14 protein-coding genes are annotated in these 19,038 nt (G+C 42.4%); 4 read left to right on the top strand and 10 right to left on the bottom strand.

The features are described from left to right. Window positions 1–144 precede the first annotated feature (144 nt). Window positions 145–3,381, bottom strand: coding sequence for a TonB-dependent receptor (locus tag ACQ4LT_RS01795; RefSeq protein WP_445664288.1), 3,237 nt, complete (start codon window positions 3,379–3,381; stop codon window positions 145–147). Between the two features lie 431 nt (window positions 3,382–3,812). Here ACQ4LT_RS01795 and ACQ4LT_RS01790 point away from each other — a divergent pair, with 431 nt between their 5' ends. Beyond that, a complete protein-coding gene (locus ACQ4LT_RS01790) occupies window positions 3,813–4,286 on the top strand; it encodes a hypothetical protein (RefSeq protein ID WP_445664287.1) in 474 nt (157 codons plus the stop codon). Window positions 4,287–4,695: 409 nt separating this feature from the next. On the opposite strand, the gene ACQ4LT_RS01785 is transcribed toward ACQ4LT_RS01790, so the two are convergent. The 8 genes from ACQ4LT_RS01785 to ACQ4LT_RS01750 all read right to left on the bottom strand — a co-directional run bounded on the left by ACQ4LT_RS01785 (window position 4,696) and on the right by ACQ4LT_RS01750 (window position 12,413). Beyond that, entirely contained in the window at window positions 4,696–5,562 is an 867-nt protein-coding gene (locus tag ACQ4LT_RS01785; RefSeq protein ID WP_445664286.1) for an MBL fold metallo-hydrolase, read from the bottom strand. A 159-nt stretch (window positions 5,563–5,721) separates the two neighbouring features. After that, window positions 5,722–7,983 (bottom strand): DUF349 domain-containing protein, encoded by a 2,262-nt coding sequence (locus ACQ4LT_RS01780; RefSeq protein ID WP_445664285.1) that lies wholly within the window; start codon window positions 7,981–7,983, stop codon window positions 5,722–5,724. A 195-nt stretch (window positions 7,984–8,178) separates the two neighbouring features. Next, a complete protein-coding gene (locus ACQ4LT_RS01775; RefSeq protein ID WP_445664284.1) occupies window positions 8,179–9,003 on the bottom strand; it encodes a mechanosensitive ion channel family protein in 825 nt (274 codons plus the stop codon). An 86-nt stretch (window positions 9,004–9,089) separates the two neighbouring features. After that, entirely contained in the window at window positions 9,090–9,380 is a 291-nt protein-coding gene (locus ACQ4LT_RS01770) for a coiled coil domain-containing protein (RefSeq protein ID WP_445664283.1), read from the bottom strand. A gap of 35 nt (window positions 9,381–9,415) precedes the next feature. Further along, the gene (locus ACQ4LT_RS01765) at window positions 9,416–9,913 is read right to left on the bottom strand and encodes a Dps family protein (RefSeq protein ID WP_445664282.1); all 498 of its coding nucleotides are present in this window, start codon (window positions 9,911–9,913) and stop codon (window positions 9,416–9,418) included. 264 nt (window positions 9,914–10,177) lie between these two features. Further along, the gene (locus tag ACQ4LT_RS01760) at window positions 10,178–11,221 is read right to left on the bottom strand and encodes a porin (RefSeq protein ID WP_445664281.1); all 1,044 of its coding nucleotides are present in this window, start codon (window positions 11,219–11,221) and stop codon (window positions 10,178–10,180) included. A gap of 94 nt (window positions 11,222–11,315) precedes the next feature. Further along, the gene (locus tag ACQ4LT_RS01755) at window positions 11,316–12,023 is read right to left on the bottom strand and encodes an RluA family pseudouridine synthase (protein WP_445664280.1); all 708 of its coding nucleotides are present in this window, start codon (window positions 12,021–12,023) and stop codon (window positions 11,316–11,318) included. A 39-nt stretch (window positions 12,024–12,062) separates the two neighbouring features. Beyond that, window positions 12,063–12,413 (bottom strand): hypothetical protein, encoded by a 351-nt coding sequence (locus ACQ4LT_RS01750; protein WP_445664279.1) that lies wholly within the window; start codon window positions 12,411–12,413, stop codon window positions 12,063–12,065. A 117-nt stretch (window positions 12,414–12,530) separates the two neighbouring features. On the opposite strand from ACQ4LT_RS01750, the gene ACQ4LT_RS01745 reads away from it, so the two are divergent. From ACQ4LT_RS01745 to ACQ4LT_RS01735, 3 genes are all read left to right on the top strand, one after another. Beyond that, on the top strand, window positions 12,531–14,681 hold the full coding sequence (locus ACQ4LT_RS01745) for a S46 family peptidase (RefSeq protein ID WP_445664278.1): 2,151 nt from the start codon (window positions 12,531–12,533) through the stop codon (window positions 14,679–14,681). A gap of 72 nt (window positions 14,682–14,753) precedes the next feature. After that, on the top strand, window positions 14,754–16,532 hold the full coding sequence (locus ACQ4LT_RS01740; RefSeq protein WP_445664277.1) for an SLC13 family permease: 1,779 nt from the start codon (window positions 14,754–14,756) through the stop codon (window positions 16,530–16,532). A gap of 223 nt (window positions 16,533–16,755) precedes the next feature. Then, the gene (locus tag ACQ4LT_RS01735) at window positions 16,756–18,489 is read left to right on the top strand and encodes a SulP family inorganic anion transporter (RefSeq protein ID WP_445664276.1); all 1,734 of its coding nucleotides are present in this window, start codon (window positions 16,756–16,758) and stop codon (window positions 18,487–18,489) included. Here ACQ4LT_RS01735 and ACQ4LT_RS01730 read toward each other — a convergent pair whose 3' ends face one another. Further along, complete coding sequence (locus ACQ4LT_RS01730; protein ID WP_445664275.1) at window positions 18,490–19,005, bottom strand: SixA phosphatase family protein; 516 nt, start codon at window positions 19,003–19,005, stop codon at window positions 18,490–18,492. It abuts the gene before it with no gap. Between the last annotated feature and the right edge of the window lie 33 nt (window positions 19,006–19,038).

Below are 19,038 nucleotides of genomic sequence, written 5' to 3'. Positions count from 1 at the left end.
GAACATTGGATTTCGGGAAAATCGCTATACCCCCAAGATATTATATTATTTAACCCATCTCACCACTTTTCTGTGAAATGATTTAAAATAAAAAAGGGCAGCCCGAATGGACTACCCTTTGAAAATCAAACTATTGGCAATTCGTTAGAATGAGTAACGAAGACCAATCTGCATTTGCCAACGAGAACTTAGATTAAAAGTATTATAGATCTCATCATCTGTCACATTATCTGGGCTGAAGTTGATAATTGGCTTCCCAATATCATCACTGGAAAGATTATACTGAGATCCTCTTCCATTGATGAAGGCTTGGTCCACATATCCTTCAATATTAACAGCCGAGTAATTGTTAAAGCTTACACCTTCACGCAGTCCCCAATCTTCGTTTAAGAAGTTAAGCACGTTAAACATGCTCGCTGTTATTTCAAGCTTTTGGCCGCTGAATGTCTCAATTTCCTGGTTGATTCGGAAATCAAGGAAGTTTGTCCATGGCTCGCGCGCGGTTCCACGAGGTACGACTTCACCGCGATACTCATTCAGTGAAGACTCACTGGCAATCCAGTCATTCAAATCATTCCAATCACCACTTCCATTATCTGTAATAACAACTTCGTCAGCAGACTCCGGCACATACATCAAGTCGTTAGCAAACTGACTATCTCCGTTGGCATCACCGCTGTATATCCAGCTAAATGGTGTCCCGGATCGACCGTCAAAGATAACTGAAATGGTCGTACGCATACGTTCTGCCCATGAGAAGGTATAGCCAACGTTGGCAAGAATGCGATGACGGCGCTCAAAATCGGCCGTACCGATTCGAGGATTATTGACGTCTTTGTTCTCATTATATTGCCAGTTGGATATCGCGCGACTGGACGTTCCGTTATTTACACTTTCAGCACGATTATAGGTGTACGAGACATTTGCCCGCAAGCCCCAGTCAAACTGTTTCTTCAACTCAGCAGTAATACTGTAATTATATCCCTTATTCGTGTTATCCAGAACCAATGCATTAGTAAAACGCGAATCAACACGATTAGGATCACCTGAAGCATTATCGTACTGTGAATTATAAAAGATATCACCATAAATGGGACGTCCATAAGCAGATGTCCCTTGCTGTTCGATGTTAATATTTCGATAAACCACAGCATTAATAGACTTAGAATAAATCCCTTCCAAGGTTGCTGTCACACCGTAAGGCAGATCTTGATCTACAGCAAGATTAAATTTAGCTGCTTGAGGATATTTAAAATCCTCTTCAATTAAGTTAACCTCTGTAGTATTAACAGGACTTAAACTATTATTTCCACCAGGTTTGGGCTGTTCATCGGGATCGGGACTAAAGAACCCATTTCCGAGTCCACCAGCCCAAGGACCTTGAAATGCATCTACACGTCCGTAATCTGCTCCTGTATTACTATACTGGTTTGATATCCAAACAAAAGGAGGTGTTCCGGAAAAGATCCCTGCACCACCACGAATTTGCGTAGTATACTCACCGGTTTCAGGCGCCCAGTTAAAGCCGAAGCGCGGTGACCAGAGAATATTTCCACTGGCAACACGGTCTGTACTAAATCCAGGAAATGCATCGGGTACATCCGGATTATACGTAGGATCATCCGGCATAATGGGCACATCCGCACGCAAGCCAAATGTCAGCTTCAAGTTAGGTTGTACGGTCCACTTATCCTGTACATAACCACCCAGCTGAATGGCATTAAATTCTGCCGCTCGATTACCACCTTCTAAAAGGTAACTGTAGTTATATTCTACAGGGTTTCCATCTCTGAAACCATCAACACTCCAAAATGTATAAGAACCAAAATCATCCTGAACAAAAAGGTTTCGGAACTTAAAGATCTGGTTGCTGGTACCGATCGTAAATTCGTGATCTCCACGAATGTACGTAAAATTATCCGTAATTTCGATCAGATCCTGATCAAGTGCATTCGCTTGTGAGAATCGATCAATACCCATACTAATACTTCCAAAATCACCCGTATTATTTTGCAGTGGTAAACTAATGTTCACTTCAGGAAAACGCTGAGCAACCACATCTCGGGAATCACGAATACGTGTATATACCGCGCGGAATGTATTAGACATATTATTTCCAAAAGTACTGTTTAGCTCAGCAACAAAAGAATTTTGTGCACTGTTAAAGTTATACTGGCGATTAGAGAAGCTATATGAAGAAGAACCACGGCCAATCCCCTCTTCGTCAGTAGCATCTACATGATTGTATCGGAATGTTAATTTGTGATCTTGGTTGATGTTCCAATCAATCTTAGCAAGAATCTTGTTATTATCCTGTGTCTGATCAATTGTATTTCCGAATGAGCCAGGATTGTATCCATATTGGTTCTGAGCAATATTTTGAATCTCGGAAAATGTAGAACCAGGTATATCAAAACTGTTATCCTCTCCACTACCAAGTATGCCACCAGTAATAGGAGCTGTTTCTCTTTTGAATTCAGCATTTACAAAGAAAAACAGTTTATCTTTAATAATAGGACCACCGAGGTTAACACCCAGATATTTCTCATCAAATGAGGTAACATCTTCAGACACATTTCCATCTTCTGTTATATAGTTACCAACAAAACTCTCATTACGAACCTGATAATAGGCTCCTCCCTTTAGTGTGTTGGTACCACTTTTGGTAATAGCATTAATTTGTCCACCGGTAAAGTTATTATTTGTAACTCCGAATGGAGCAATATCAACGTTAAACTCTTCAATAGCATCAATACTGATTGGAGAGCTTACGCCTGCCTGACTACCGGGTGTCCCTTCACCTAATCCGAACACATCATTCAAGGTAGCACCGTCAACAAGCAAATTATTGTAACGATCATTATCACCACCAAAACTTCCGCCTCCGGTAGCCTGGGGAGTCAATCGAGTAAAGTCTCCGAGAGAACGCGATAACGTAGGTGTCTCGCTAATTTCTTCACTGCTGATGTTTGTACCCGCACCCGTTCTGTCACGGTTAAAGGTTTCATCAGCTTGAGCAACTACAGAAATTTCATCGAGTGTCATCTCACCTTCTTCCAGGGTAAAATTGACCTCTACCGTTTCGCTAAGCTGTACTTCAGAAATTTCTTTCTTGTTCGGATTAAACCCTACGAATGTAACTTGTATTTCATAAGGCCCACCAACACGTACACTATTAAAAGAATAGCGGCCGTTTGGTCGAGTTGCGGTACCATACCGAGTACCCGTAGGTTGATGTATAGCTACAACATTTGCGCCCGGTAGCGGTTCGCCTTGAGTATCTACAACAGTTCCTTCAATAGAACCCGAGGTAGTACCTTGAGCGAACATAAACGCCGGAAGCAAAAAGATTGCTGCCAGTAAAGTTAAGTAACGTTTCATAATCAGATAGATATGTTCGTTTAGATTAGTGATTAGAATGTGTCTTTAGAGAGCACATAATTTTGAGCAAAAGTAAAATAACAGACCGTTGAGAACAGAAGACAAACAATTGACTTAGCAGCCCTCAGTCGGTCGCTAATATAAAAAACTTGAGCAACTTATTATACTCTTGTCTCACGAGTATGAGTATACAAATCTTAAGATTAGCATAATGTTAACTCTTTAATTTATATTCTTTACAGAAAGAGCATAGCAGGAATTAAAAGCAATATCAAAACACCTCTTCAATATTTTCATTTCGTTATTGTGCGCACATAATTTCTGAATTATTCTAATCATAACTTTAAATTTTTCTCGGAACTATTTCTACTATTTTCATTTTAAGTAAGGTGGATCGCATCTTGAACAAATCTCAAATAATTAATTCATATATGAAAAAACTACTATCCGTTGTACTATTAGCGGTTCTTTTAACAATATCATTAAACACTATTAGTCAGGCACAAGACGCCGACAAAAATCTGGGTATTGGCTTTATGGTTGGGGAACCCACGGGGCTAACTGCAAAGTCATGGACGGGAGGCGGCAATGCTATTGATGTAGGCGTTGCCTGGTCGTTTGGACGATATGATGCCATCACCCTACAGGCCGACTACCTATGGCACAACTACAATGTGTTCAGCGAAGTTGATCAGGGTAGCTTGCCTTTATACTATGGTATTGGCGGGCGTATGGTGTTGGGCGATAACGATTCCCACATCGGCGCACGGTTCCCTATCGGAATAAATTACTTGTTTGAAGATTCGCCTATAGGCTTATTTATCGAAGCCGCACCCATTCTCAATCTTGCACCCTCAACCGACTTTGATATCGACGGTACGCTGGGTGCTCGATTTTATTTCTAATACGAAATTCTACTTTATAAATTTCAAAAGGGGGATATCCGCAAAAGGATATATCCCCTTTTTAATTCATCCTGTTCAACAAAAGAGCTATGGACCAAGTAAGAAGGTTAGGAAGATTAACTGGTTGAACTAGTTAGATTCAATCCTCCTGTCCCCCTTCTCCAAGGACGAACTCCTTAATACTAATAAAACACTTCAATCAAAAATCTCTCACTTACGTTCGAGAGGACAGTAATTTTTAGTGGATAATTATTGCCCCAGTTGTCATTTCAAAAGGAGTGTAACCGAATGAGAAATCTATGTTTTAATCACCGCTATTATCACAAGTCAAAGATTTTAAATCCATTCGGGAGGCCATACCAATTACCTCGCAACAAACCTCCACAGATAGAAATCTGTGGATATGTTTTTACAGGTTGATCTGATAACCTTCCTTAGCCAGACCTATCTCCTCAAAAGCAGAACCATACTCTTCTTCAAGATGGTCATCGAGTGCCCCAAGTTGCTTATCATCAGAATCTGGATCGTGATGAGTGATAAACAGTCGTTTAATATTTAACCGAATGGCAAGTTCAACCACATCCTCCCAGGCCGAATGTCCCCATCCTTTTTTCTCCTTATAGGATTCGCGATTATACTGCCCGTCATGTATCAGCAGATCTACTCCGTTTAAAAATGCTTCAAGCCTAACATCATAATCCGATTTTTTTGACTCTTTTAAGATCAACTCGTTATCCGGGCAAAACACAATCTCTTTTCCATCAATAAATATTTTATAAATGGCTGTTTCAATAGTATGATTGGCTAACATAAAGTCTACATCGTAACCCTTATATTCCAAACGCTCAGGAGGCTGAGTTATATATTCCAAATTAGCATCAATCATATCCAGGGTAACGGGGAAGAAGGTTTTAGTAAGATGGCCATCTAAAATATCTTTGCAGCCGCCCTCTTTGCCCTGATCGGGCATGTGAATACTAAAATGATTTTTGGAACCGTAGATAGGTTTAAAAAAAGGAAAGCCTTGGATGTGATCCCAATGCGGATGAGTAATAAAAATACGCCCCCGTATTTTACCCGGCCGATCTATAATTTTATTACCCAAATTACGTATGCCCGTCCCGCTATCCAGAATTAAAACCTCATCCGTCCTCGGCACGTTAATTTCCAAGCAAGTAGTATTTCCCCCATACTCCATATTTTCTTTGTTAGCACAGGGAGTGGAACCACGAACCCCCCAAAAAGTTACAGCTATCTCTTGCTTAGTTTTTGCCATTAAACCTTATCATTATATGAATATTCTATCACCTGCAGATTTTTTAAATATTTCTCCCATCTACTAATACTATTAGCTGCATCCCCGGCACAGCGGTAGTCGTCCAATAATAATTGGCACAAAAAATGACGGAACGAAACAGAAAAGCAAATTCTGAAATTAATCGCCCGACTCTTCTCGAATCTGGTCCATTTTTTCAGTTAGCGATTCCATCTTTTCCTGCCTGCTCTCTAATTTCTGCTCTACTTCTTCAATTCTATTTTCAACCTCATCGAGTAAACTATTTCCACCTTTGGAAGGTTTAAAGTAAGTTTTTTTCTCTTCGTACTGCAGAACTTCTTTTTCTAATTGCTTGGCTTCTTTTTTAACCTTGTTATACTTTTTGCGCAACTCCTGTATTTTGCTCCTGTCCTCAGGATCCAAATCGGCTTTAGCCAACTCTTGGTCAAATTTATCCCCTGATTTAGCAGCACGCATGCGATCATAAATCACATCGCAGGCCTCACGGTACTTCTTCCACATCTTATCCTTGTATTTGATGGGTACATAACCTGCATTTTTAAACTCTTCTTGTAATCCCTTGGCAATATCCACAGCCTCAATAGGGTCATCATGCTTGCCCAGCTCGCGCAGTTTTTCAAGTATTTGTTTCTTCTTTTCCAGGTTTTCTTTGCGCTCTTCTTTAACCTCTTTGAAATGCTCGCGACGACGATCATAAAACTCATCCATCGCTCCCTTAAACTGCTTCCATATCTTTTCTGACTTATCACGCGGCACCGGACCAATTTTCTTCCATCGATCCATAAAACTCTGCATCTGCGAATGTCCTTTCTCAAAATCATCGGTATGCTTTACCTCATTCGCTTTGTCAACAAGCTCCAGCTTCTGCTCGTAATGCTCCTCTTCCTGCTCATGAATTTTATCCTGGTTATTCGCCTTGCGCTCATTAAAGGCATCTGTAGCCGACTTAAAACGTGACCATAACTTATCCTCAGCACGCTGCGGCAAGTTCCCTACCTTCTTCCACCGCCGGTGCAGCTTATTAATTTTTCGGGCAGCCGTCGCCAGATCATCCTCTTCCAGCAGCGCTTCTGCCTCTTCAATAATCTTTTCTTTCTTGTGAGTAAACTTATCTACCTTACTCTGGTGATCAGGATCATATTTATACTTCCGATCGTAATACTCATCCTGTGCACTCTTATACCGATCCCATACTTTGTCTGACTTTTCTTTTGGTACCCGACCGATCTTCTTCCACTGCTTAGTCAAATCATCGAATTTTTCCTCAATCTCATCCCAATTTTCCGTCTCATGGGTCATCGACTCCGCAACATTTTCCATCTTTTCAAGAACCGTCAATTTGAGCATCAGGTTATCTTCCTCTTTTTGACGCTTCTGAACCAGCCGGTCTACCTTATGATCGTTAAAAGTATCGAGCAGCTCTTCAAAACGCTCATCAAGCTCCTCCCCTTTTCCATTGGGTAGCGGACCCGCACTTTTCCACTGTCCTTTCATCTGATTTACGCGGCGTGTCGCCGTCCAGGTCTCATTGGATACGATACCCTCAAACTCCTTAAGGAGTTCTTTCTTTGTTTCGAGATTTTCCTGCTTTTTCTTTTCGAGCTCAGCATAATGCTGCTCCTTACGCTCTTCGAAATCATCAACAATATCGTTGAACTTTTTGTAGAGCTTTTGCACCTGCTCATCATCGGTATCGGGTCCTTCGGCCCAGCGGTGACTCAAATTATCGAGCTCTACTGAAACGTAAGACCAATCATTCTGCTTGGCCAGCTCTTGGGCCTTGCTTACAATTTCCTTGTAATAATCCAGCGGACTTTCTTCATCTGAGGACTCTTCATCAGCTACTTCTTCCTGTTCTTCGATCTCATCTTCAATTGTTTCCCCATCATCCTGCTCCGCTTCGACTTCTTCAACCTCCTCGTCAGCAGCTTCTTTTACTTCTTCATCTGCTGTCTCTTCTTGTGCTTCAACTTCTTCCGTTTTAGTCTCCGAAGCCTCTGAGTCAGGAGATCCTTCATCCTCATCTTTCTCGTCTTCAACTGATACCTCATCGGTTCCATCTTCAGTCAGTTCCGATTTTTTCTCTTCGATCTGCTCTTTCAATGCGCTGTAATCTCCAATAGCCACACTGCTTTCAATATCATTTTCAAGCACTGTTAGATCCTCAAGCGTCACATCACCGGCAAGCGTTTCCTCAATCTTTGACTGAAGCTCGGAAAAAGTATCTTTGAGCTCCGAAAGCTTGTCCTCAAGATCATCGGGGCTTACCTCGCAAAGCTTCTTGCGATCATCCTGCTCATCCCCTTTCAAGAAAAGCTCATTATTTTGAGTTAAAATTACGTATTCATCCTCATACACATGTTGGGATGTTTCCTTGTTTTCTTCCATAGTAGTATCCACAGGTACCTCTATTCTAACGCTTGGTGATTCGAAATTTTACTTCAAAACTCTTAGCTGCTTTTAAGTTTAACTAAGATAATATTTCTGTGGAACTTATTACAATCCATCTGGGATATCAAAACATCCGCACATAGAAAGAGCCGATCTCCCATAGAAGCCGGCTCCGAAATACTTCCTCAATTTGGACAGAAAACCTTACCCATTATCCTGAAAAAGATGTACATCGCGCTGTGGAAATGGAAAGCTGATATCTTCTTCATCAAAACGCTCCTTAATACGCTTAGTTAGAGCATATCGGAGCGGCCATGCATTAGGCGTTTCGGTCCATGGACGAACCCGAATACCTACAGCGCTATCCCCGAGGTTACTGACAGCTACAAGTGGCTCCGGTTCATCAAGAACCCGGTCATCGGCAGCAAGTACTTCATTCACAATATTCATTGCTTTATCCATATCATCATCGTAGGCGATACCGAACTCCATATCTACGCGCCGTTTGTCATTACGAGAGTAGTTTCTGATTTCGGTACCCCATACTTTCGAATTGGGCATCGTAATCGCAATGTTATCAAAGGTATGCATTTCGGTGACAAAGAGTCCTATCTCATCCACCACGCCCGAGGTGCTGCCAATATCAACAGCATCGCCCACATTAAACGGGCGCAACATAAACAGCATAATTCCCGAGGCGATGTTGCTAAGCGTACCTTGCAAGGCCAGACCAATGGCCAAACCAATTGTACCCAGTACGGCAATTAGGCTCGCCGTTTCAACGCCAAACTTGTTCAATACAGCCAGTATTGTCACTGCAATAATGAGAATCTTGGTTGCCTTAACAAAAAGAGGCGTTATGGTAGGATCAAAACGTTCTGACTTATCCATATAGCGTTCAATACGCTGGCCTAACCATTTTGCGGCAACCAAACCAACAATAAGTATAGCAATGGCACCAATGAGCTCGAGGCCATACTCAACAAAATATGGCATTAATTCTTCTTGCAATGAACTGAACTGTTCCATTTTTTTATTCCAATAATTTTAGATTAGTAATAAAAAAAGAAGGCAGCCAAATAGACTGCCTTCCCGATAATAAGAAAATTAATCTGTTACTCGTTAACAATTTCGCGAATCTCTGAAAAGCCCTTTTTAACATCTTTCCAAAGCTTTTCGCTATCCGCTTTTATTTCCTCAAAGACCTCATCTCCCGAATCTTTAATTTTATCGAGCTTTGATTGGAGATTTGAGCGCTTTTCTTTAAGCTCCTCCATACGTTTGTCGAGATTAGCCTTTAAATCCTGAGACTCCTGATTGATTCTTTTTTGGAGCTCATCTATTTGTGTGTTCCATTCGCGAAGCTGCTTCTCTAACTTATCGATGTACTCTTCTCGTGAAGCCATAATAATAGTGTGTTAGTTAAGTTTAGTTTTCTCGTTTATTCCAGGTGACTGCGCAACATCCAGGCCGTTTTGGAATGAACCTTTAAACGCTCAGTCAACAGATCGATCGTTGCTTCGTCTTCAGCCTCATTAGCGGGATCGAGTGCCTCCCGGGCTGTACGCAATACCTGTTCATTGCCTTCTGCCAAACGCCGAACCATCTCCATTGCATCCGGCTCATCTTGTTGTTCATCTACAGAAGTCAATTCATTAAATTCCTTAAATGTTCCGGGTGCCCGATAACCGAGCGCTCGAATACGTTCGGCAATTTCATCAATGGCATCTGCCAGCTCGGTATACTGTTCTTCAAATTGTTCGTGGAGCGAATGAAACAGCTCACCCGTTACATTCCAGTGATAGTTATGTGTTTTCAGATACAACATGTACGAGTCGGCCAACACTCTGGAAAGAGCCTCAGCAATTTTTTCTCGGTTTTGCTCATTGATTCCAATATTAATTTCCATAACACTATCTCCTTTTATTGCAGTACTCATAACTCTAATACTTTTCAATTCTAATTATTTCCACAGTTACAGTTTACGCTGCAGTAATAATGTTTATCCTTGGTCTTAAAATACTCCTTTAAAAGCTCGCAGAAGAACGCTTTTATATCTTGTAAAAACATGTTAGTTCCCTATTCAATTATCACGTAATGAATACAGAAATATGGGCTAAATCATTCCAATAAACCAATAAAAGGTACCTATAACCAATATAGATATTCCCTGATAGAGTAGGAATAGAAAAATAGAAAATACCTATATAGCAATCTGCAGATTTAACAGAATCCGAGAGAAATCAGCCCCTTCTTCAACAGGATAAATATAGTTGAGCTGCACTTCGGAAAAGTCCGATGGGAAAAAGTTAACTCCACCAATAACAGACTCTGAACTGGCGCCGATAAAATCTCCATCAAAATAATCCCAGCGGGCAAGAAGCTGCGTCTTCGGCGTTACAAAGTATCCGCCCGTCACATAGTATCCAAAGGGATTATATTCAGCTCCAAAATCAGCATTAATAGTTGAATAAATCAATTCTCCGGCCAACATCATTTTATTATAGCTAATACGCGTATCAGCGCCAAGCAATAGTTGTTCGCCCGCAACCTGCGACAGTAATCCTGCCCCGGTTGTAGTACTTTCACTCTGCTCGTACGAGGCATTCAATCCCATCATAAAACCATCCTGTAAACCACTTCCTACGCCGGAATTCGCCTCAATACGCGCCGTATACAAGAACTGGTCATCATCATTTTGATTGATTCCAAAACCATTGCCATTAAACATTCCCGCACTGTATTTAAACTTCCCATCGGCCATCTTGCCCTGCATTTGAAAGCCCACCTGTCGCTTGGGAGCCAGCTGGTTAACCACCGATGATCGATTAACAAAATCGATAGCCGCGGCCCCGGTTAAATACTCATAACTAAAAGGGGTCTTAAACAATCCCGCTTTGACTGAAAAATTTGGCGTCAAATTATAATACATATTCGCGTCAAGCAGGGCAGAACTACGCACAAAGTTTGTCTGCAGCTGGTAGCCAAATTTATCGTCAAACTCTCCATATACCTGCAGACGTGCATTACCCACAGAAAATCCATTTTCTCCAGTTATGCGCTCAAACTGATAGTCGCCCACTGTCTGGAGTAATCCGCCAACTGAAAAATATTCCTTCTTGAACTGATCTTTAAACTGTTCAAAATCAGATGAGGATTGATCCTGAGCCTGTACCGACATGCCGGCAAAAAAGAGAACACTAAAAAGAAAAATCGAACCCAAAATTCTTGTAGCATCTGTATTCATAACAAATAGTATTCGTTGATGAGTTTATTTATTTTTAATGAGGCATTTTATAAATGCCAAAAATATAGCAACAGTTCCCTTATAACCAAGAGACTTAACCGGATTGCGCTTCTTTCTTCCATCGGAATCGATCGATCAGGCGCATCATATCAGCGGGAATCTTGGCCTCAAAATTCACCTCTTTTCCGTGTCGCGGGTGCTTAAACGCCAATTGGTAGGCATGAAGCGCCTGACGATTAATAAGCGGCTCTCCCTCTTCCTCCGGCGCATAATGTTGATCGCCAACCAGCTGGTGACCGATATGTTCAAACTGCACGCGAATCTGATTTTTCAGTCCCGTATCGAGCTGCACTTCCACCAGCGTATTCTCCAGAAAGCGCTCCTTGACCTTGTACGACAATCGCGCCGGGGTAGCTCCCTCTTCACTGGAATCAACAACAATATTACGAAACCCATCTTTAATAAGCTTCAGGTGATGCTCCAGAACGCCCTCATCCCCCTCAACCACATCACGTACAATCGCAAGGTAAGTACGCTTAGGTTCGTGATTGCGAAACTTTTCAACAAGGTCGTTGTAGGCACGCTCATTTTTAGCAAACACCATCAGCCCGCTGGTATAGCGATCAATACGGTGCACTACGCCTACCCGAACACCATGCTTGGCCAGATGATCGGCAACAAGGTCATATAAATTCTTGACGTTACTATCGGGGATAGGAACCGCAAGCAGTCCCGCCGGTTTGTCAACGACAAAAATATCTTTGTCTTGCTTAACAATGTAGAAAGGTCGTTTTTTAGCCATCACAAACCGGGTTCCAAACTGCAGATAACATCAAATCAATTACGATTCAACATCATGCACTTCCTTAAGAATAGCTTCAGCCTCTTTATCATCCTTCTGCATTACCCGATGCTGCAAGTTCGTGATAATCTCCTGCTGGGCCTGGTCAAATGCCTTCTCCCGGGCTTCCTCTTCCGTACCCGTACGCAGTATTTCGAACACATCATCAGCGCGGATAATACTGTAGAGCTTATCGTCATTAAACGCATGCGAACGCAACTCTTCGTATTCCTTAAACAGCTCAGGAAATTCATCGCTACTCTCGGCTCGGTCAATTACCTCAACATCCTTGGGACCTTCAGCGCTAAGTGGAGTTTTACAGAGATAAAATAACTTGTGCTTGTAATTCATAATCCAAAACCTTAGTCAATTTTAATACCAATAACATTCAAACTGCTTTAATGTAAGAAAAAATCTTCGCACCTTCGTAATTCTTCATCCACAAAATTTTATCTAACACACGCTCCTATGCAACAATCCGCCCTCAAAAAATTATGTGGTTCCATATCAACCATTCTGCTACTCCTTTTTCTTTTGGGAGGATGTTCCTCTCCTGCCAATGTCCAACAATCTGGCTCCGACCGTACATCAAGCGAACGACCACAGGCTTCTGCTGATAAAACCTCGGACCTATCGGGGCTCTGGCTGCTTCCGCAAATCGACGGCCCGGTCTATAGAAAATTACAATCGAAAGGCATTACCCTACCACAAAAAGAAGTTTATGATCCCAACAGTATCTCACTCAATCAAGCCATAGCGAAGATAAAAATTGGTGGCAGCCAAGCCGGCACCGGGTCATTCGTATCTTTAAACGGATTAGTACTCACCAATTATGGCAGCGTCATTCAAGGTATTACCCAAAACAGTACGCTCAATCAAAATTATATCCACAATGGATTCGCCGCGGAATCCCAAGAACAAGAACTTCCGCTCGAAAACTATAATCTGCTCATCACTATTGAACAGAAAGAAGTAACCGACCAGATCAACCAAAAACTCCCCGACTCGCTGACCTATCGCCAGCAAAAAAAACAAAAGCAGCAGATCGAAAAGCAAATTATCGCCGATCGCCAATCCGGTAACAACAATTTAGTAATAGAGATCAACGACATTTGGGGCGGCAACCGGCAGTTTATGTCCGTCTATAAAGTAATTCGAGATGTCCGGCTGGTACACGCTCCGTCAAATTCCAACATCGAAAAATCTGCGAATTACGCCTTTCTAAGAGCGTACGTTGGTCCAAATGGACAAAGCAGAACGTATAACAAATTCAACGTACCGTTCCAGCCACAGAAACACCTTACCATTGCTAATAAAGAAATCGCTCCCAATGATGTTACACTAACACTTGGCTTTCCCGGCGAAACCCAGCGCTACGAAAGCAGCTACGCTATCAAATTCTACCGGAACAACCGCAATCCGGTACTCATTGATACCTATAAAACCATCCTCGACGCGGCCCAATACGCTGCCGAGCAGGATTCTGCCACAGCCATTGAAAACGCCCCGCTTCGCTTGTCATTAAACCACAACCTCACATACTACCGGGCAATACAACAAGGGATCGACGAAAACAATATTATCAGAAGAAAACAAACAGATGAAGATAAATTTGAGAAGTGGATCAAAAAGGACTCCCTGCACAGCATAAAATACCGTCGAGTATTAAGTCAGCTTGAACAATCATATACAATAGCCTCCCAAACCGGAGACCTTCTTTTTGCCCTGGTCAATACGATTAACAACAGCAAGCTCCTGCAAATAGCCGGGCTGTATAATTCGTATTACGAACATATTAGCGATACCACCAATACCAAAGTCAATAGCGCTAAGAAACAAGAAATTTTACAGCGGCATCAAAACATTCTTAGCAATATAAATATGGAAGCCCAAACCATGATGCTCGGCGATATGCTTTATATGCTGGCTACCCTGCCCGACGGAAAAATTCCCTTTCATCTGATTAAACTTTTTAGCGATAGCCAGAAAGATGCCCTCAAAAAAGAGATTGAATCTTATTTAGAAAGACAGGAAAAAGAATCTATAGTTTACAATCTCAATCGCGCCAAGAAATTTCTAAATCAATCAGCCGACAGCACACATAAACATCCAAAAGATAACTTGGTAACACTTTATGGTGAGTTACTGAACAGCTATCAATTTAGCCGCAAAAACTATTCGCAGCATGTGCCCTATCTACGTCCGGCGCAAGAGCTATATGTGCAAGGCATGCTTGAATTTAGCAACGGCTCAGTTCCCTATCCCGATGCCAATGGAACCCTACGCCTTAGTATAGGTCAGGTTCAAACACTACAGGCAACAGAGAACAGCAAATCTGTAACCAAGTCAGTTGACGACAATACCGGAATGGAAAGTTTTGTGATAACCAACGATATCACGGGAGGAAGCTTGGGAAGCCCGGTACTTAACAGCAACGGAAAACTGATTGGCATTGTCGTAGAAAGAAGTCCCCAAAGCATGATTAACGACCTCCTTTTTATGCCCGAACTCACCCATACCATAACGATGAATATTCGACCTATTATCTCCCATATAACGGAAATGTATAATGACTCAAGCTTGTTAAGAGAAATCCAGGCTCAGAGAGATAATGAGTAAATAAAATACTACACTGTAGAATCTATTTTTAATTCAAGAAGAAATACAAAAATAAACAAACGAATTTAGTAAATGTCGTTCGAAATAATTTTTATTTTTGCTCTACTGGCTCTTGCCCTATTCTTATTTGCAACAGATTATGTATCGTTCGATGTTGCTTCAATTATTCTGCTGGTTTGTCTTTTAGCATCAGGCATTCTTACACCTCAAGAAGGATTTGCAGGAGTCAGTAATCCCGCCACCATTACTATCGCAGCTATGTTTGTCATTAGCGAAGGCGTGCGAAGGACTGGATTGCTCAATAAAGCCGGTAACTTTTTTTGCGATAAAATGGAGGAAAACTACTGGCTATGGCTATTTATAATGCTGCTTTTTGTCAGCTTTGCCTCATCTTTTATGAACAACACGGCCGTGATTATGATTTTCATCCCGGTGGTGATTGATATAGCTGCCAGGATTGGTGTCAGCGCCTCAAAACTATTAATGCCCTTGGCATTCGCTGGCATAATGGGCGGCATTAACACCCTGATCGGGACTTCCACCAATCTCCTTGTTAGCTCTATTGTTCAGGATCGCGGGGGACAAGCCTTCACCATGTTTGATTTTGCGCCGATGGGACTCATTTTACTTACCGGTGGCTTTCTCTATATGTATTTGGCAGGGTATAATCTTATTCCAGCCCGTCGCAAAGACGATGAGCTGACGGCTGACTTTCAAATGCAGGGCTATCTTACCGATCTATTGGTTGAATCGGAATCTAATCTAATTGGTGAATTTTTGGATGAGACAAGCCTCACCAGTGAACTCGATCTCGACATACTGCGTATTTTTAAAACAGCCAGCGACTCATCTGCCACCCGTACAAAAACAAAGATTGAAGCCGGTGATATTCTTCGAGTCCGGGGAAGTGCTTCAGAAATTGACAAGCTTCTCAGGCGCGAAGACCTTTCCCTGGTTCCCACCTCAGAATGGGTTGACGTAGACCTTCAACACGGTCGCGATGCGCTTGTAGAGGCCGCCGTGGCCCCCGAATCAACGCTGGAGGGGCGGAAACTTAAGGATATCGATTTCTATGAACGGTTTGGGGCCATTCCGCTGGCCATTCGCCACCACGGAGAATTGAAGCAGGAAGACCTAAAAGAAGTCCGCATCTCGGGCGGCGATACACTTCTACTAAGCCTAAGCAGTGATCGCTTGCAAGATATCAGCAACGATCCCTCATTTGTAATATCATCAGAAGTAGATATAATGCGTCCCCGCACAGATAAAACATATATCGCATTAGCCATATTAGCCGGTGTTGTTGGCACCGCTGCCCTAAACTTAGCTCCCATTGTAGTTAGTGCCCCAGCTGGTGTTATTTTGATGATATTAACCGGCTGCATTACCAAGGAAGAAGCCTACAATGCCATCAACTGGAAAGTAATTATGCTACTTGTCGGGGTGCTTCCACTGGGTACGGCAATGGATAAAACAGGAGCGGCAGGTCTAATAGCTGAATCCGTAATTTCTGTATTGTATGACTTCGGACCCATTGCAGTCTTATCGGGATTTTACCTGCTCACCATGTCGATAACGGCCATTATTTCGACAAATGCTTCTGTAGCGTTACTGGCTCCCATTGCCATTCAGGTGGCTAATCAGATTGGCGTTAATGCCGAACCAATGGTTTTAGCAGTTAGCTATGCCGCCTGCCTCACTTTCATTACTCCTTTCGGTCACCATGCCAACACCCTTATCTATGGGGCCGGACAATATAAGTTTACCGATTTCACAAAGGTAGGTCTTCCGTTAAACCTCCTTTTCTGGATTCTGGCTACCATCTTCATTCCCCTCATATGGCCTTTATAAGTTCAGGAAAGAAAGTTAAACTTGACTTTTGAATAACGTATTCGGGGAAATTTCGAAAGGTCAACCCTTGCCATAATACTTTGGATTATTGAAATTATTTTAGCTCCTATAATATGGCCGATATAAAATCTATATTATGACCAATTGTTTATTCAAATTCAGAAAAAACACTATAACTGTTATCTTCTGAATTCGATTTGCGACATTGTGATCTATTTGATCTATGGAAGAATGGCTACGAAAAACATTTAGGATTATAGAATGGCTGCCCAAGTATGACAGCCAGAAGTTTGGCGGTGATCTCACAGCCGGTCTTACGACGGGAGTCATGTTTATCCCCCAAGGGATGGCTTATGCTGTAATTGCGGGTGTTCCTCCCATCTACGGACTATATGCCGGCGTCATTCCGCTGCTCATTTATCCATTATTAGGCACATCCAAGAATCTTTCCATCGGTCCCGTAGCAATCGATATGCTGATTGTGGCCGCGGGGGTTAGCCTCCTTGCAGAACCCAACACTGATCGTTATATCACGCTCACCATCCTACTTACCATGATGGCCGGTGGCTTGCAACTGTTAATGGGATCGATGCGTCTTGGATCGGTTCTCAATATTTTCTCGCGTCCGGTCATTGCCGGCTTTACGCTTGCCGCCCCCCTCATTATTGCATTTAGTCAGGTTAATAACTTATTCGGGATTGAGCTTTCTCAAACTCAATATATTTTTGTAATAATTGAGGAACTAATCTCAAGCTTTGACCAAATACATTGGCAAACATTTTTATGGGGCCTAATTGCCATCGCCATAATGGCCCTTATACGGTATGTGAAACCTGTCTTCCCTATTTCTGTCGTAATATTAAGTGTCAGCATTCTATTATCTTGGATGGTGGGAGCCGGACAGATCGGCATTCAACTGGTGGGTGATATTCCAACAGGATTACCCGCTCTTTCTCTGCCAGAGATCAATTTTAATAATATGCGTGAACTTTTACCTACCGCCCTTACCCTGGCGCTGGTGCAGTTTATGAGTGTAGCATCACTTGGACAAACATTTGCCAAGCGCCACAACTACATTATTGATGCCAATCACGAGCTGGTAGCTCTTGGCGCCTCTAACTTTTTTGGAAGCCTCTTTAAATCTATTCCCGTATCCGGCAGCTTTTCCCGGTCGGCGGCATCCGAACAAGCCAACGTTCAAACACCACTGGCCAACATCATAACTTCTGTTGTAATTATTGCCACCCTCCTGTTTTTAACGCCTATTTTTTACTTCTTACCGATGCCCATCCTGGCGGCTATTATTATTGTTTCAGCCCTCAATCTTATTGATATCGGAGAATTTAAATTTCTATATAGAACCAAACGCAGCGAAGGGCTTATTGCTATATTTACCGCTCTTTGTACGCTTTTAATTGGTATTCAAGAAGGCATTCTGCTTGGAGTTGTTGCCTCCATGATTCACATGCTCTACAAATACAGTCGTCCCAATGTAGCGGAACTGGGCATTATTCCGGGTACGCGGCTGTTTAAAAACCTGGAACGTAATCCTGAGGCTGAACCTATTGATGGACTCATGATTCTACGGGTTGACGCTTCCTTTTCATTTTTCAACGCTGATTTTTTTCGGGATTATATCATCCAAAAAAGTCGGGAACGCAACCAATCAACCCATTACGTCGTCATTGACGGCAGTACTATTAACACCCTTGACACAACAGCCATCGACAAAATAAAATCAATGGTGGGAACCCTTAAAAACTGGGATATCGAACTTTATATCGCCGGACTTAAAGGACCGATACGGGATGTTATTGATAAGTCTGGATTGCGAAAGTTTATGGGCAAAGATCACTTTTATCGCGATCCACACGAAGCTGTTTCTCACATTCTGGAACTCATTGACGAAGAGGATGAAAGCACTCGTCTGGCCGATTACAAAGACATAATCGGATAGTTACTGCTCCATCTTTTCTAATAGCTCAGGAATCATCATCCACCGAAAACGTGCCGTGCCAGGCTTTATCTGTTTCCATTCTATAGCGGGATGCTCAATGCAAACCAGTCCGCCCGAAGGTATTCGCGCCACATATTCTCCCTCACCATTACACAAAAGAGAAACCGTTTCTTCGAGCAGTGGATTGTGTCCCACAATCATTATACGATCTGTATCTCCGGATGCCTTTTGTATCACCGACAGGTAATCGCGCGCTCCGCCATAGTACAGGTCTTCATTCCAACTGACGATATCAGATGGTAAATCAGCAGCTTTTATAAGAAGCTCGATAGTTTCTTGGGCTCGCTTAGCAGTTGATCCCTCAATATATCCGGGTAGCACCGCTGCTTGCTTTATAAACAAACCCATCCGCGAGGTATCAATACTTCCCTGCTTGGACAAGGGTCGATCAAAATCCTTCTTCTTCCCAGCCCCGTGCGATGATTGAGCGTGGCGCATTAGCATTATTGTCTTCATAACTTTTCATCTACTTATAATTACAATCAACTT

The sequence above is a fragment of the Fodinibius sp. AD559 genome, from assembly GCF_052712805.1.
This window is presented reverse-complemented; position numbering and strand designations above follow the sequence as displayed.